The 14425-nt window shown below is 48.0% G+C and carries 14 protein-coding genes; 13 read left to right on the top strand and 1 reads right to left on the bottom strand.

Annotated features, from left to right (window positions below):
* Positions 1–9: 9 nt before the first annotated feature.
* From tmk to tsaD, 13 genes are all read left to right on the top strand, one after another.
* Positions 10–654: a dTMP kinase gene (gene tmk / locus C1710_RS05625; protein WP_102280948.1), complete on the top strand. Its 645-nt coding sequence runs from the start codon at positions 10–12 to the stop codon at positions 652–654.
* A gap of 17 nt (positions 655–671) precedes the next feature.
* On the top strand, positions 672–992 hold the full coding sequence (locus C1710_RS05630; RefSeq protein ID WP_102280949.1) for a cyclic-di-AMP receptor: 321 nt from the start codon (positions 672–674) through the stop codon (positions 990–992).
* Between the two features lie 19 nt (positions 993–1011).
* Entirely contained in the window at positions 1012–2010 is a 999-nt protein-coding gene (gene holB, locus C1710_RS05635) for a DNA polymerase III subunit delta' (protein ID WP_102280951.1), read from the top strand.
* Between the two features lie 13 nt (positions 2011–2023).
* Positions 2024–2374 (top strand): DNA replication initiation control protein YabA, encoded by a 351-nt coding sequence (locus C1710_RS05640; RefSeq protein WP_102280953.1) that lies wholly within the window; start codon positions 2024–2026, stop codon positions 2372–2374.
* A 20-nt stretch (positions 2375–2394) separates the two neighbouring features.
* On the top strand, positions 2395–3276 hold the full coding sequence (gene rsmI / locus C1710_RS05645; RefSeq protein ID WP_102280956.1) for a 16S rRNA (cytidine(1402)-2'-O)-methyltransferase: 882 nt from the start codon (positions 2395–2397) through the stop codon (positions 3274–3276).
* Positions 3273–4037 carry an acyl-[acyl-carrier-protein] thioesterase gene (locus C1710_RS05650; protein WP_102280957.1) on the top strand — a complete coding sequence of 255 codons (765 nt, stop codon included), beginning with the start codon at positions 3273–3275 and terminating at the stop codon, positions 4035–4037. The genes rsmI and C1710_RS05650 overlap by 4 nt, the downstream gene beginning before the upstream one ends.
* A gap of 166 nt (positions 4038–4203) precedes the next feature.
* On the top strand, positions 4204–5700 hold the full coding sequence (locus C1710_RS05655; protein ID WP_408065697.1) for an exopolyphosphatase: 1497 nt from the start codon (positions 4204–4206) through the stop codon (positions 5698–5700).
* 3 nt (positions 5701–5703) lie between these two features.
* On the top strand, positions 5704–7956 hold the full coding sequence (locus C1710_RS05660) for an RNA degradosome polyphosphate kinase (RefSeq protein WP_102280959.1): 2253 nt from the start codon (positions 5704–5706) through the stop codon (positions 7954–7956).
* Complete coding sequence (locus tag C1710_RS05665; RefSeq protein WP_180961340.1) at positions 7940–8911, top strand: Ppx/GppA family phosphatase; 972 nt, start codon at positions 7940–7942, stop codon at positions 8909–8911. Before C1710_RS05660 ends, C1710_RS05665 begins: the two co-directional genes overlap by 17 nt.
* A 50-nt stretch (positions 8912–8961) precedes the next feature.
* Entirely contained in the window at positions 8962–9954 is a 993-nt protein-coding gene (gene galE, locus C1710_RS05670) for a UDP-glucose 4-epimerase GalE (RefSeq protein WP_102280963.1), read from the top strand.
* A 144-nt stretch (positions 9955–10098) separates the two neighbouring features.
* Positions 10099–10827 (top strand): tRNA (adenosine(37)-N6)-threonylcarbamoyltransferase complex dimerization subunit type 1 TsaB, encoded by a 729-nt coding sequence (tsaB, locus tag C1710_RS05675; protein WP_102280964.1) that lies wholly within the window; start codon positions 10099–10101, stop codon positions 10825–10827.
* Positions 10811–11380, top strand: a complete 570-nt coding sequence (rimI, locus tag C1710_RS05680; protein WP_102280966.1) for a ribosomal protein S18-alanine N-acetyltransferase — start codon at positions 10811–10813, stop codon at positions 11378–11380. Before tsaB ends, rimI begins: the two co-directional genes overlap by 17 nt.
* Positions 11373–12410, top strand: coding sequence for a tRNA (adenosine(37)-N6)-threonylcarbamoyltransferase complex transferase subunit TsaD (gene tsaD / locus C1710_RS05685; RefSeq protein ID WP_102280967.1), 1038 nt, complete (start codon positions 11373–11375; stop codon positions 12408–12410). Before rimI ends, tsaD begins: the two co-directional genes overlap by 8 nt.
* A gap of 29 nt (positions 12411–12439) precedes the next feature.
* Here the strand turns inward: tsaD and C1710_RS05690 are convergent, their stop codons facing one another.
* The gene (locus C1710_RS05690; protein WP_102280968.1) at positions 12440–14377 is read right to left on the bottom strand and encodes an ABC-F family ATP-binding cassette domain-containing protein; all 1938 of its coding nucleotides are present in this window, start codon (positions 14375–14377) and stop codon (positions 12440–12442) included.
* Positions 14378–14425: the final 48 nt, after the last annotated feature.

Consider the following 14425-nt stretch of genomic DNA (forward strand, 5'->3'; position numbering starts at 1 on the left):
AGGAACATAATGGCAGGTAAGTTTATTTCATTTGAGGGTCCTGACGGTGCCGGGAAAACCAGCGTCATCGATGCCTTGGTAGCTGAATTACAGCCCGTTTTGGGTGATCAATTGGTAGTTACCCGTGAGCCGGGCGGTGACCACTTCTCCGCGAAGCTGCGGCAGATTCTCTTTGACGATGCCAATAAGGGAATGGATGGGCGTACGGAGGCACTTCTTTTTGCGGCTGACCGGCGCCACCATGTTGTCAGCACTATTGAACCTGCACTGGCAGCCGATAAAACGATCTTGTGTGATCGCTACGTTGATAGTTCGGTGGCTTACCAGGGTGCCGGCCGTCAACTGGGTGAAAAGGAAGTATGGGACATTAATACCTTTGCAACTAACGGAACGATGCCCCAGTTGACGATCTACTTTGACTTGCCACCAGAGGTGGGAATTTCACGGATTGAATCACACCGGACTGACCAGATTAACCGGCTGGATGAAGAGACAATGAATTTTCACCACCGGGTTCATGCGGCTTACTTAAGGCTTTATCATCAGCATCCACAACGAATTCGAATAATCGATGCCAACCAACCATTACCGGAAGTTATTGCGGACACCAAGCGAGTGATTAATCACCGCTTCGCTGACTTGTTTAGCAATTGACAGAAAGGAACATACTTATGAAACTGATCTTAGCAATTGTTCAACCAAAAGATAGCAGTCGCTTACTCCGAGCATTTGTGAAGGCCAACATCGGGGCAACCAAGTTGAGCTCAACTGGTGGCTTTCTCCGTGAAGGCAACACAACCTTTATGATGGGGGTCGAAGATGAACGAGTCGATGAAGTGCTCAGCATTATCGATAACAACGCCAAAACACGTGAGGAGTATATTACTGCTCAGGAGACGGTGGGGACAAACGCATCGGCAATTCCTATTAAGGTAACAATTGGTGGGGCGACGGTCTTCGTTCTTCCCGTCGATAAGTTTGTTCAGTTCTAGCCAATAAGGAGGAAACGGCATGACGTCAGCAGCAGTCCAAAGAGCTAGCGAGCTGCAGCCGGCAATTATTGAGCGATTGCAGCGAATAATTGAACAAGATGAGCTGGCGCATGCCTACCTGATAACGGGGCCCAGTGGGAGTGGAAAAACAGCCCTCGCTCGCTGGCTGGCAATGAGATTGTTTTGCTCCCATGTGCATGATGGGCAACCGGACGGAACGTGTCCAGAATGCCAGCGAATTATTAGTGGGAACCATCCAGACGTCCTCGTTGCAGCACCAACTGGCAGGCAGATTAAGGTTGACACGCTCCGGCAGATGAAATCAGAGTTCACCAAAAGTGGGCTCGAAGGAAACCAAAAAGTTTTCATTATTAAAGACGCTGACAAAATGACCGTTAGCGCCGCCAATAGCTTATTGAAATTCATCGAGGAACCGGGTGAAGGAATCTACATCTTGCTGCTGACTACTAATCGCAATGCGATCTTGCCGACGATTCAGTCGCGAACGCAGCTATTAGAGTTGCAACCGCTGGCACCGGCAAAATTGCAACAATCCCTGAAAAAAGCAGGCATTGCAAAGGAACTTCGTCCGGTGGTCAGCGGCTTGACTGACTCGGTTGACCAGGCGAAGGAGTGGCTGGCTGATGACTGGTTGCTCAATGCGTATCAGGCTGTAGTAGATTGGTATCAGCAAGTGGCGGCTGGCAAAATGATGGCCTATGTGCTGGTTCAAACCGAAATGATGAAGTTAGCAGATAGCCGGGAACACCAAACACTCCTGCTGGATTTAATGATGCTCGTTTGGCGAGATACATTGATGGTGTCAAGCGGGGTTGATCAGTTGCATTTTAAAGGCCTAGAGCAACGGATTAAGCAGGTTGTTACTCATTACCCAACGGTTAAAATTCTGGCAGCTAGTCAGCTGACATTAGAGACGCACCAGCTAATGGCAGCTAACGTCAGTTTTCAAAATGTGGCTGAACAACTGACGATCCGAATTATTGATGCTTTGCAATAACGGGGGATTTAAGATGGATCAACGAATTAGCAAAAGAGACATTTATGATCACTTTGCTGAGTTGGAAAAACAAACTCAAGCCTTAGTTGACAGCATGGGTGTGTTGCAAAACCAAATCAACGCGGTCTTGGAAGAGAATGCGGAGCTGTCAATTGAAAACGAACACCTGCACCAGGTTCTTGAGGAACAACGTAACAAGCAGGCGGGAGACGGGACTCACTTAACACCTTCCCGGCAAAACCTTCAAAAGCTTTACAAGCAGGGTTTTCACGTTTGCAATGAGTATTACGGCAAGCGGTTGGAAGACCACGAGTCTTGTACGTTTTGCCTGGAAACTATTTTTCGTGATCAAGCACAAGACTAGTCAGCAGGGAAGTGATGGGAATGGAAGAACAGTCGGATTTTTCAAAACACCAGGTGGGGACTCTTTACCTGGTGCCAACGCCAATTGGTAATCTTGACGACATGACAATGAGGGCGGTTCACGTTCTTAACGAGGCGGACTTGATTGCGGCTGAAGATACTAGGCATACTAAGATGCTGTTAAACCACTTTTCTATTGACACCCGTGAAATTAGTTTTCACGAGCACAATACCGAACAGCGCATTCCTGAGTTAATTACCAAACTGGAAAGCGGAATGACAATTGCCCAGTGTTCTGATGCGGGGATGCCTTCCATTTCGGACCCGGGTAAAGAATTAGTAGCCGCGGCGATTGCTCACCAGATTCCGGTAGTGCCACTACCGGGGGCCAACGCTGGTATTACTGCGTTGATTGCCTCTGGTTTGGCTCCGCAGCCATTTTACTTTTATGGCTTTTTGGACCGGAAACTGCAGCAGCAGGAAAAAGAGTTGACGGCGTTGGTCGATCGGCCAGAGACGATGATTTTCTATGAAGCACCCCACCGTTTGAAGAAGACTCTCAAGGTCATGAGCAAGGTTTTTGGTGACCAGCGGCGGGCGGTTCTTGCGCGGGAGTTAACGAAGCGGTATGAAGAGTTTCTGCGGGGAACATTAGCCGAGCTGGTTGAATGGGCCGAACATGACCAAATTCGTGGCGAGTTTGTCGTTTTAGTTGGTGGTAATAATCACCCGGCAGCCGCTAATGATGAGGAAGCTGTTCTCTCAGTCGACGAGCAGATTGCTTTGGCGATCAAGGATGGTCTCAAACCGAACGCGGCCATTAAAAAAGTTGCAAAGTCTAACGGACTTAACCGGCAGGAGCTGTACCGCCATTATCACCACCTAGACGGAGGAAGCAAATGACAATTGATTTGCGTCATTATCAAATGAAACACCAGGTCACGTATTTCGAATGTGACGAGACGGGGCAATTGAAACTCAGTATGGCCTTTGCCCTTGCGGTCCTCGTTTCCGAAAAACATGACGAAGCTGTTCGCCAACAGAGTGGTGAAGAGTTGGAGACTGACCAATCATGGGTGGTGACTAACTACCAGGCTAAGTTTGCATCGCAACAGCCACGTAATGAAGAGCAGATCCTCTTGGAGACCGAATACACGGCGGCAAACCGTTTCTTTGCTCGCCGTCGTTATTGGATTAAAGGGTTAGATGGCCGAGTTTACGCGATGATTGATGCCCTTTTTGTGATGATTAGTCTGACTCGTCGCAAAATGGTGCCAATTAGTGCAGCTAATTTTCGCGCGTATCAGCTAACCCCTACTACCAAGATGGCTAAACTGCAACAACCACTGGCATTCACTGCACATCAGCAGAAGACAGCTAATGAATATCAAGTGCGTTATTTTGATTTAGATAGTAACCGTCACGTTAATAATGCCCGCTATTTTGACTGGCTTCTGGATCCGTTGGGAGCCGACTTTCTCTTGCATCACCAAGTATTGACGGTGGCAATTCGTTACCGACGGGAAGTTCGTTATCCCAATACCATTACTAGTGAGTGGGCTCCCGGGCCAGCTACTGGTGAGCAGTTGACAACTGTTCACCAGATTAAGGTGGGGGAGACGGTGAATGTTAACGCTAGTTTAACCTGGCAAGCTAAACGATAATTGACTGAGACAGCAGGGTTCATCCTTGCTGTTTTTTTATTGGCCAATGATTTACTTGATCGTTAATATCCGACTAAAATGGACGGTAAAAAGGGAGCAAATGGTGGTATTCTGGAACTAGGGAGATTTGAAATTCGGAATAAAATATTCGGAAGGGAGCCTTTTCGTGAAACAAAAACAACAGGGGCTGATTTTTCTCAGCCCGGACGAAATGACACTGCGAGTAGTCCAGCAGCCTGGTGATAAGGTGATCACCGAAGTAAAGTCAGGACCATTGCCGGTGGGACGCCGGCGGATTGCTGACTATGCTAGTAATTTAGAAGCAATTGTCAATAACCTGGAAGGGTTCAGACGAATCCTAGCAGATTATGCGGTCAAGGAGGTTTCTTTCTACGGCAAGCTTGAGGACATGCAAATGTCGCAAGCGCGTTATATTGCCGACCAAATTGATGTCCGTACCGGTTTTGCTATTAAGTGGTTGAACAATAACCAATTGGTCGCGGACACTTTCAGCACATTAATGAGTAGTCTTCCAGAATTTAGCGACTTAGCAAGCAAAAATCTCTATGTTTTGACGATGGGGTTGGACACGGCAACACTGGGTTATTTTCGGCACAACAAGTTCCAAATGTCATGGAACATTGACCTTGGTGGTGCCAGGGTGAGCCACCTCGTTGATACCCTTCGACAGACAACGACTAACCCGAGTGAAATTATCCTGGACTACATCAGTAGTAAACTAGAATACTTGGTACCAGAGCTTCGCCACGTCAAAAAGTCGAAACTCTTAATTCAAAATATTAGAACCATTGCTGACACCTTTGTAAATGGCAACCAGCAGGTGGCAGAAATACCACGAGAGAAGTTGGAGGAACGTTATAACCAAGTGGTTGATGCGCCGGACCAATACATTATCAGTAACTACGATGTTAATGAGCAGAGTGTTAACTGGGTTCTGCCAAACTTTCTGGTAATATCGCGAGTGATCCGCTTACTGGATGCAAAGTCAATTTACACGACTAATATTACAGAAATTGATGGGGTTACCAAGGTGGCCTTTGGCGATCAGCAACAGATTAACGACATGATTCGAACGTCAGCCGATAACATGGCACGCCGCTACGGGGCTGATTCGGCTCATAATGACTTCGTGGTTGACGTTTCGTTGAAACTATTTGACGCCTTGCAACCGATTCATCGTTTAGGACGCCACGAGCGCCTTCTCCTGGAAATTGCCGGAAAAATTGATGATATTGGCAACTTCATTAATCCTCAGGGACACTACCGTCACTCTGCTTACATCTTGGAAGCCAACCCCCTGATTGGGCTGTCTGCTAAGGATAACTTGATTGTGGCGGAAGTGGCGCGCTTTCATAGTTCCGAGAGCCCAGATGTTCACCAACCAATGTTTCAAAGGCTAGACGGGGAAAGTCAAGTCATCGTCGGTAAGCTAGCGGCGATTTTGCGGGTTGCGGATTCACTGGACGATTCGCGTTTGCAAAAGATTAGTCGGGTAAAATTGCGACTGCAAAATGGCCGACTTTTGATTACCGTTCAGGCAACGGATAACCTAGTTGTCGAACAATGGGCGTTCGGCCGGAAAAACAAGGTCTTTAAAAACGTCTTTGGCTTGCAGCCTGTCTTAATCGTGGAAGGAGCTTAGTGCATGTATAAAGACTTTTACCAATCACAAAACTACGTTAACCGGGAATTAAGCTGGATTGACTTTAACGGCCGGGTTCTGGAAGAGGCACAGCAAAAAGACAATCCGTTGCTCGAACGCGCTAACTTTTTGGGAATTACCCAGAGTAATGTTGATGAATTCTTTATGGTCCGGGTGGCTTCACTCCACAAGTTAGTCGCGGCAAACGTAACAACCACTGATGCGTCGGGAATGACCCCTGAAGAGCAATTAAAGGCGGTTAACGAGAAAGAACACCGGATGGTGGCAAAACGCTACCGGGTGTACAACAATGAATTGCTACCGGCACTGGCAAAAGAAGGGATCTTTTTCCGTCACTTTACGGAGCTTGATAACCAGCAGCAGGAATTTTTACGTCGTTACTTTAACGAAGAGTTATTACCGGTCCTGACACCGATGGCTGATGATAGTTCACGCCCGTTCCCGTTTATTAGTAATAATTCACTGAACATCGCGATTAAGCTGAAGCGGGCACCGAAGGATTCGCAAGTACAGGCACCACAGACCGTTCTCGAAGGCGACCAGGAAGTTACTGGGCGTCCTCAAGAGCCACATGATGACCGCAATGAAGCGGAGGAAAAGTTTGCAACTGTTCGGGTACCCGACATCTACCGGCGTTTGGTTAAACTACCGCACGAAAATACCTTTGTTCTTCTGGACGAAGTAGTTAAGCAGTTTCTTGACCTGCTGTTCCCTGGTTACGTGATTCAGTCAACGGGAACTTACCGGGTAAGCCGGGATATGGACCTTGATGTGGCGGAAGCCGATACTTCAGACTTGTTGCGTGCCGTTCAACACCAGCTTCGTGAACGGGAACACGGTTCAGTAATGCGTTTGGAAGTTCAGGGAGATATTGATCCGTGGTTAGAAAACCACTTAGTTAAGAACTTAAAAGTCAATACCATAGCGCTTTACCGAGTTGATGGCCCAGTGGACCTGACGTTTTTAAAGAAGTTATCAGGGATGGTTCACGGGCGAGATGATCTCCGCTACCGGCCATTTAAACCTTACCTGGACCCGCAGTTTGATATGGACAGTGACCTGTTTGCGGCGATGCGGGAGAAGGATCACCTGGTTCAGCACCCGTATGACAATTTCCAGTCGGTTGTTAACTTTATCCACAAGGCAGCCGTTGATAAGAACGTGCTAGCTATTAAAATGACGCTTTATCGTGTTTCCGGAAATTCCCCGATCATCAAGTACCTGGGGCAGGCTGCCCAGGCGGGAAAGCAAGTCACCGTTTTAGTAGAAGTGAAAGCTCGCTTTGATGAAAAGAATAATGTTCGCTGGGCACGACGACTAGAACAGATGGGCTGCCACGTTATCTATGGTTTAGTGGGACTCAAGACGCACTGCAAACTGGCACTAGTTATTCGGCGAGACCACGATGGGATTCGCCGCTACGTTCATCTCGGGACTGGTAATTATAACGACGTAACTGCAAACTTTTACACTGATATGGGACTATTTACTTGCGATTATGAAATCGGTGTCGATATGACCAACTTGTTCAACATGCTATCAGGATTTGCCCGGCCGCGGTACTTCCACAAGCTGCATGTTTCGCCACACGGGATTCGCCAATTTATTGATGATAAAATTGATGAGCAGATTGAAGTGGCCAAGAGCGGTAACCCGGCTCTGATTCGGATGAAGATGAATTCTTTGTCTGATAAGCAGATTATTGCCCGTCTTTATGATGCAGCTGCTGCCGGGGTGAAGGTCCAGCTGCTGGTTCGGGGAATTACCTGTTTGCGCAATGACTTACCAGTATTAAATGGCAATATTGAGGTCCACAGCATCGTTGGTCGTTTTCTGGAACACTCACGGATTTACTATTTTGAAAGCAACGGTCACTCTGATATTTACCTCTCCAGTGCTGATATGATGACTCGCAACCTTAACCGCCGGGTGGAAGAGCTCTTTCCGGTTGAGGGGGCGCGGACAAAGCAAAAAGCGATCAACATCTTTGACAAAATGTGGAACGATAACGTTAATACCTGGGTTTTACACGGCAGTGAGTACGAGCTCTTAGATTCAGCAGGTCAAGCACGGTTTAATTCGCAACAGTATTTTGTGGATGAAGCCGAAAAGCACCAGGCTGATGAACACCGTGAACAAGAAAACAAACGTCACCTTTCGACAGTGTTTGAAACGCTGACCCGACACGTACCACGACTACACTTGAAACGGGTGAAGAATAACCAACATGACTAACTTAGCAATCATTGACTTAGGCTCCAACTCTGTCCGGTTGAAGATTAACCAGCTGGCTGACAGCGGACAAGTAAAACTACTTCGTTACGAAAAAGAGTACGTTCGCTTATCTGAGGATATGGGGCCCGAAAAACTACTAAAAACGGCCCCCATTGAAAGAACGGTGGCACAGTTAGCGCGTTTCATGGACATCTGTCAAACGATCCCCAATGTCCAACTAATAACGACAGCGACGGCGGCAGTTCGTCAGGCTGTTAACCGCGCTGAATTTATCGACCGGGTGAAACGGGAAGTCGGTCTTGATATTCACGTTATTTCTGGCGAACACGAGGCATACTTAGACTACCTGGGTGTCTCACGGACTCTGCCATTAAAAAATGGTCTCATTCTTGATACTGGTGGCGCCAGCATGGAACTCATCCTGGTGGACGATGGTTATGCCGAAGAAGCGATTAGTCTACCGATGGGGTCGGTTCTCTTGTCTCAGCGTTATCACCTGGGTGGCCACATTGCTCCGGAAAACCTTTACGACGCAATTATCCACGTAGACGAGGTCCTTGCCGGTCAGCGCTGGCTCAACCGGGCACGCCACATGCGCGTAGTGGCTTTAGGCGGTTCAAACCGTGCACTGGCCAAAATGTATCGCTGGCAGCAATTGGCCGATGGTGGCAATGTTCCACCGGTTCACGGACTGACAATGAGTACCACTGATGCTTTTGCTTTAATGCACCAGTTAATTGCAACTGACAAGGAAGGTCGAGCAGCAATTCGTGGTATTTCAACCGCTCGTGCGGACGTGATTGTTGGTGGTTTATTGCCAGTGATGGCACTTCTCCGGCAGTTGCATATGAAACAGCTGATGTTTAGTAGTAACGGGTTACGTGAAGGGCTGCTTTTTCAGTACCAGGCGGGCGAGGTTAACCCCGAGATGATTCAGCGGCTGGACTTCGCTTAGCCTTGTGGTAGAATTGGAAAGAAAATGTTTACATTATTGGAGGGTCAAAGATGGCAATTCTTGTTGCTGGTGGGGCTGGTTATATCGGTTCTCACATGGTTGCAGACTTAGTGGAAAAGGGTTATGACGTCGTGGTAGCCGACAACCTGTCAACTGGTCACCGCGCTGCAATTAATAGCCAAGCGCGTTTTTACGAAGGTGACATTAGAAACCGGGAATTCCTTGACGAACTGTTTACCAAGGAAAAGATTGATGCGGTAGTACATTTTGCTGCCTTCTCACTGGTTGCTGAATCTATGAAGAAGCCGCTGAAATATTTCGATAACAACACTGGTGGGATGATTACCCTCCTTGAGGCAATGCATGATCACGGGATTAAGTACATTGTCTTTAGCTCGACTGCCGCTACGTATGGCATCCCTGAACACATGCCAATTAAGGAAAGCGACCCTCAAGTGCCAATTAATCCTTACGGGGAGAGTAAGTTGGCCATGGAAAAGATCATGAAGTGGTGTGATCAGGCATACGGTATCAAGTTTGTGGCACTACGTTACTTTAATGTGGCTGGTGCTAAGCCAGATGGTTCCATTGGTGAAGATCACCACCCAGAAACCCACTTGGTTCCTATCATCTTGCAAGTAGCTGCTGGGAAGCGCGATGAACTAAGCATCTTTGGTGACGACTACAACACACCAGACGGGACCAATGTTCGTGACTATGTTCACCCGATGGACTTAGCCGATGCACATATTTTGGCAATTAAGTATCTGCAAGCGGGTAACCCTAGCGATGCCTTTAACCTTGGTTCTTCTACGGGGTTCTCTAACAAGCAGATGCTGGAAGCTGCCCGTGAAGTAACTGGTAAGCCAATTCCAGCAAAGATGGCACCACGTCGACCAGGGGATCCCGATGCGCTGGTTGCTGCTAGCGATAAGGCTCGTTCTGTGCTGGGTTGGAAACCGCAGTATGATGATGTTCATGACATCATCGCCTCCGCTTGGAAGTGGCATTCCACTCATCCGCAGGGCTACAACGACAAGTGATTATTTTTCACCAAAGTAATTAAATAATACCTCCAACGATTCTTTTCTGGGCGTTGGAGGTTTCTTGTTGTTCGGGCGGTGACTTTTTACTCGGACGATAATTTGGGGTATGATGATGAAGGCAAAACGAAAGGGGCGTTTACGGTGAAAATTTTGGCAATTGACACGTCTAACCATCCGCTGACAATTGCGTTAGTGGAGGGCGGCCGCTTATTGGCGACAACTACCTATAATATGGTGAAAAACCACAGTATCTATGTTATGCCGACAATCGATCAGTTGATGAAACAGGTCCACTGGCAGCCGGCAGACTTGGACCGGGTCGTTGTCGCACAAGGTCCAGGCTCTTATACTGGTGTGCGAATTGCGGTGACAACAGCGAAGGTCTTAGCAGATACCATCGATTGTGAACTGGTCGGTGTCTCGAGCTTGGCAGTTTTGGCGGCTAATGTTCCACCGATCAGTGACCAGTTAGTGGTACCGTTTTTTGATGCTCGTCGGGGCAACGTTTACGCCGGTGGCTATCAGTGGCAAGGCGGTAAATTAGTCGAGCAGTTTGCTGATACACACGTGGCGATGAGTCAATTGGTAACCCAACTTGCTGACCAAGAAAAATCAGTGGTAATGGTGGGCCAACTGACCCGGAAGATTAAACAGCATTTTGATAGCAACTTTCCCGGCAACGTTCAGCTACTATCACCTGGATACGCAGTGCCGGCCGCTTACCAGTTGGCGCTTTTGGGGCAAGACCAGCAACCAATTGAAAACATTGACAGTTTTGTTCCGCACTACTTGCTATTGACCGAGGCGGAAGTGGAATGGAAGAAACAACACCCCCACGCACCACACCGTAATTATGTTCAGGAAGTTTAACCACTGGTTAGCCAAAGCAGCGACTGAGCTAGCTGGCCACCCGGTAAAATTTACACCCCAAACATTGCTCGTCGGCAACCGTTCCATCGTTTTACAGCCTGCCCGACTGGGGGATACTGAGGCGATGGTGGAAATTGAACGACGGGTTTACCAAGGCTATGCTCCGTGGGGTTCGCTAGCCTTTATCAGTGAATTATCCCGTCAGCACCGGTTGTACATGGTTGCAACTGATGATAATTTCATTATTGGCTTTGCTGGTTGTTCCTTTAACTGGGTCAAAAACGAGGTTCATATTACTAACATCGCGGTTACTCCCGGTTATCAGCAACATGGCATCGGCACCGCAATGATTCAAACGCTTGAAGATGTTGCCATTGCTAATGGCATGTTGACGATGAGTTTAGAGGTGCGTGTCGACAATAATCGTGCTCAGCGATTATACCGGCAACTGGGGTTTGAAGAGTCGAAAATTAAAAAGGGTTATTATGAAGATAATCACGGGGATGCACTTGAAATGCTGCTTCCCTTAGGAAAGGAAGAGAAAAATGACTGAACCGACACTGATACTGGCATTCGAATCAAGCTGTGACGAAACGAGTGTGGCGGTCATCAAGGATGGTGTTGAAGTATTATCAAACATCGTCGCTACCCAGATAGCTAGTCACCAGCGTTTTGGCGGAGTGGTTCCGGAAGTGGCCAGCCGTCACCACATTGAACAGATTACGAAGTGCACCGATGAGGCGCTGGCTGAAGCAGGCGTTTCTTATGACCAGCTGTCAGCGGTGGCTGTGACGTACGGTCCTGGATTGGTGGGGTCGCTGTTGGTGGGAGTGACGGCGGCCAAAACGGTTGCCTGGGCACACCACCTGCCACTGGTACCAGTAAACCACATGACGGGGCACCTTTACGCCGCACGGTTTGTGGGTGAGTTTAAGTACCCGCAACTTGCGCTACTTGTGTCGGGTGGTCACACAGAACTGGTCTATATGGTTGAAGAGCACCAGTACCAGATTATTGGCGAGACCCGCGACGATGCAGCAGGAGAAGCATATGACAAGATTGGTCGGGTAATGGGTGTTAATTATCCAGCCGGGAAGACTGTTGACGAATGGGCAGCTAAGGGCAACGATACTTTTCACTTTCCCCGGGCAATGGAGAAGGAAGCAAACTTCGACTTTAGTTTTAGTGGCCTGAAGAGTGCTTTTATCAACACGGTCCATAATGCTCACCAGCGTGGAGAAACATTGAACAAGTATGATTTAGCCGCCAGTTTTCAGCAAAGCGTTGTGGACGTGTTGGCAGAAAAAACGGTGAAAGCTCTTCACCGTTACCCGGCTGAACAGTTTATTTTGGCCGGTGGGGTAGCTGCTAATCACGGACTACGGCAACGACTCCAGCATGACTTGAGTAAGGAGTTCCCCGATATGACAATCCTGCAGGCACCGCTCAAGTATTGTGGGGATAATGCAGCGATGATTGGTGCTGCTGGAACGGTTAACTACCTTTACGGTGACCGTGCTGGTTGGGACTTGAACGCGGTCCCAGGGTTATCCTTCCCCCGAATGAATCCGGTGACAGAATAAAAAAGCTGGCGAAATATTCGCCAGCTTTTTTAATTATCTTCTTCAAATTCTTCGAGGGCGAGCGCAGCTGTTGTCCATTGTTCTTCAATGTCTGCGGCCTGACTAGTTAACCGGTCTAATTGTTTCTGCAAGTCAGTCAGTTTGCCAATATCTGTAGCAACTTCTGGTTGGGCCATCTGTTCTTTAACTTTATCCTGCTGCTGTTCCAAGTCAGTTAGCTGCTGCTCTAGTTGGTCAGCTGCTCGTTTGAGTTTACGGTGCTCACGTTGTTGTTGCTTACTTTGCTGGTAGGCTTGCTTCTTTTTACTGTTCGTGGTGGACACGGAAGTTGAACTAAGAGCCTCGGTCGGCTGTTTTTGCTGCTGTTGCGCGAGAAAATCATCATAATTACCTTCATAATGGGTCATCCCGTCAGCAGACATGTCCAAAACATCAGTGGCTACCTGGTTAATAAAGTAACGGTCGTGAGAAATAAAGAGGACGGTTCCCTCAAATTCATTGATAGCAGACTCTAGAACTTCGCGGCTGTCAATGTCGAGGTGGTTCGTTGGCTCATCAAGCAGGAGAAAGTTGATTGGCTCAAAGGATAACTTTGTCAATTCCAAGCGAGCCTTTTCCCCGCCAGAGAGGGTGTGAACCGGTTTGAAGACATCGTCACCGACAAAGAGAAAACTGCCGAGTAGTGAGCGAATATCTGCTTCAGAAACATCGGGGTGGTCATCCCAGATTTCGTTAAGAACCGTTTTCTGAGGATGGAGCCGCTGCTGTTCTTGGTCGTAGTAACCAATCTGTAGGCTTGCCCCAAGCTTAATATCACCAGCAATCGGCGGTAGTTGGTGGAGAATCGTCTTAAGCAGGGTTGACTTACCAATACCATTTGGTCCAAAGATCCCGATTCTTTGACCATTCCGCTCGCTAAATGAGAGGGGGCCCGCTAGCACTTGACCGTTATAGCCAATCTTTAAGTCCTGGACGTCGAGGACCTCGTTGCCACTAGGATGATCAGCATGGAAATGAAAATGAATAGAAGAAGTATCTTCCGTTGGTTTTTCCAGGCGGTCCATTTTAGCCAGTTGTTTGCGGCGAGCCTGAGCCTGCTTGGTGGTACTAGCGCGAACCAGGTTACGGTTTACATAGTCTTCTAGCTTAGCAATTTTTTCTTGTTGCTGCTGGTAGTGCTTCATTGCTGTCATCAGCCACTGCCGTTTTTGTTTAGTATAAGCGCTATAATTACCGCGGTAGTGGCGGGTAGTCCCGTTGTCAAGATCATCGACTTCGTTGACTACCCGGTCGAGAAAGTAACGGTCGTGAGAGACAATCAGCAGCGCGCCTTGGTAAGACTTCAAATAGTCTTCCAACCAGCTCAAAACATTCATGTCAAGGTGGTTAGTTGGTTCATCGAGGATGAGCAGCTGTGGTTGACGTAGCAAAATCTTGGCCAAAGCTAATTTAGTTTTTTGGCCACCAGATAGGGAATTGATGGCGAGTGAATCCATTTCAGGAGTGAAACCGAACCCTGTCAGAATTCCCCGCATTCGCGACTGGTACTCAAAGCCGCCCGCTTTTTTGTACCGCTCCTGGAGCTGGTCGTATTTTTTTAACAATTCATTGACAGAGGCACTGTTTGATGCTGTTGCTGCAGCCACTTCTTGTTCTGCATCATTCATCTCAGCTTCAAGCTGATGAACGGGCGCAAAAACAGTGTCCAACTCTGCCCAAATGGTTTTTTGACTGTCCAGCCCCTGGTCCTGTGCCAGGTAGCCGATAGATAATCCCTTAGTTTTGCTGATCGTTCCTTCATCGGGCTCGGTAATCCCGGCAATCATTTTTAGCAAAGTGGTTTTACCGGCACCATTCCGCCCGACAAGGGCCAGACGGGCGTGCTCATCAATCTGAATATTAACGTTTTGAAATAAGACGTCGGCGCCAAAACGCCGCATGACATTTTTGGTTTGTAAAATTAACATAATAACCCCAACTTAGTTTTTACTAACAATCAAGTCTACCATAAAACG

Source organism: [Lactobacillus] timonensis, assembly GCF_900240275.1.
GTDB lineage: Bacteria > Bacillota > Bacilli > Lactobacillales > Lactobacillaceae > Limosilactobacillus > Limosilactobacillus timonensis.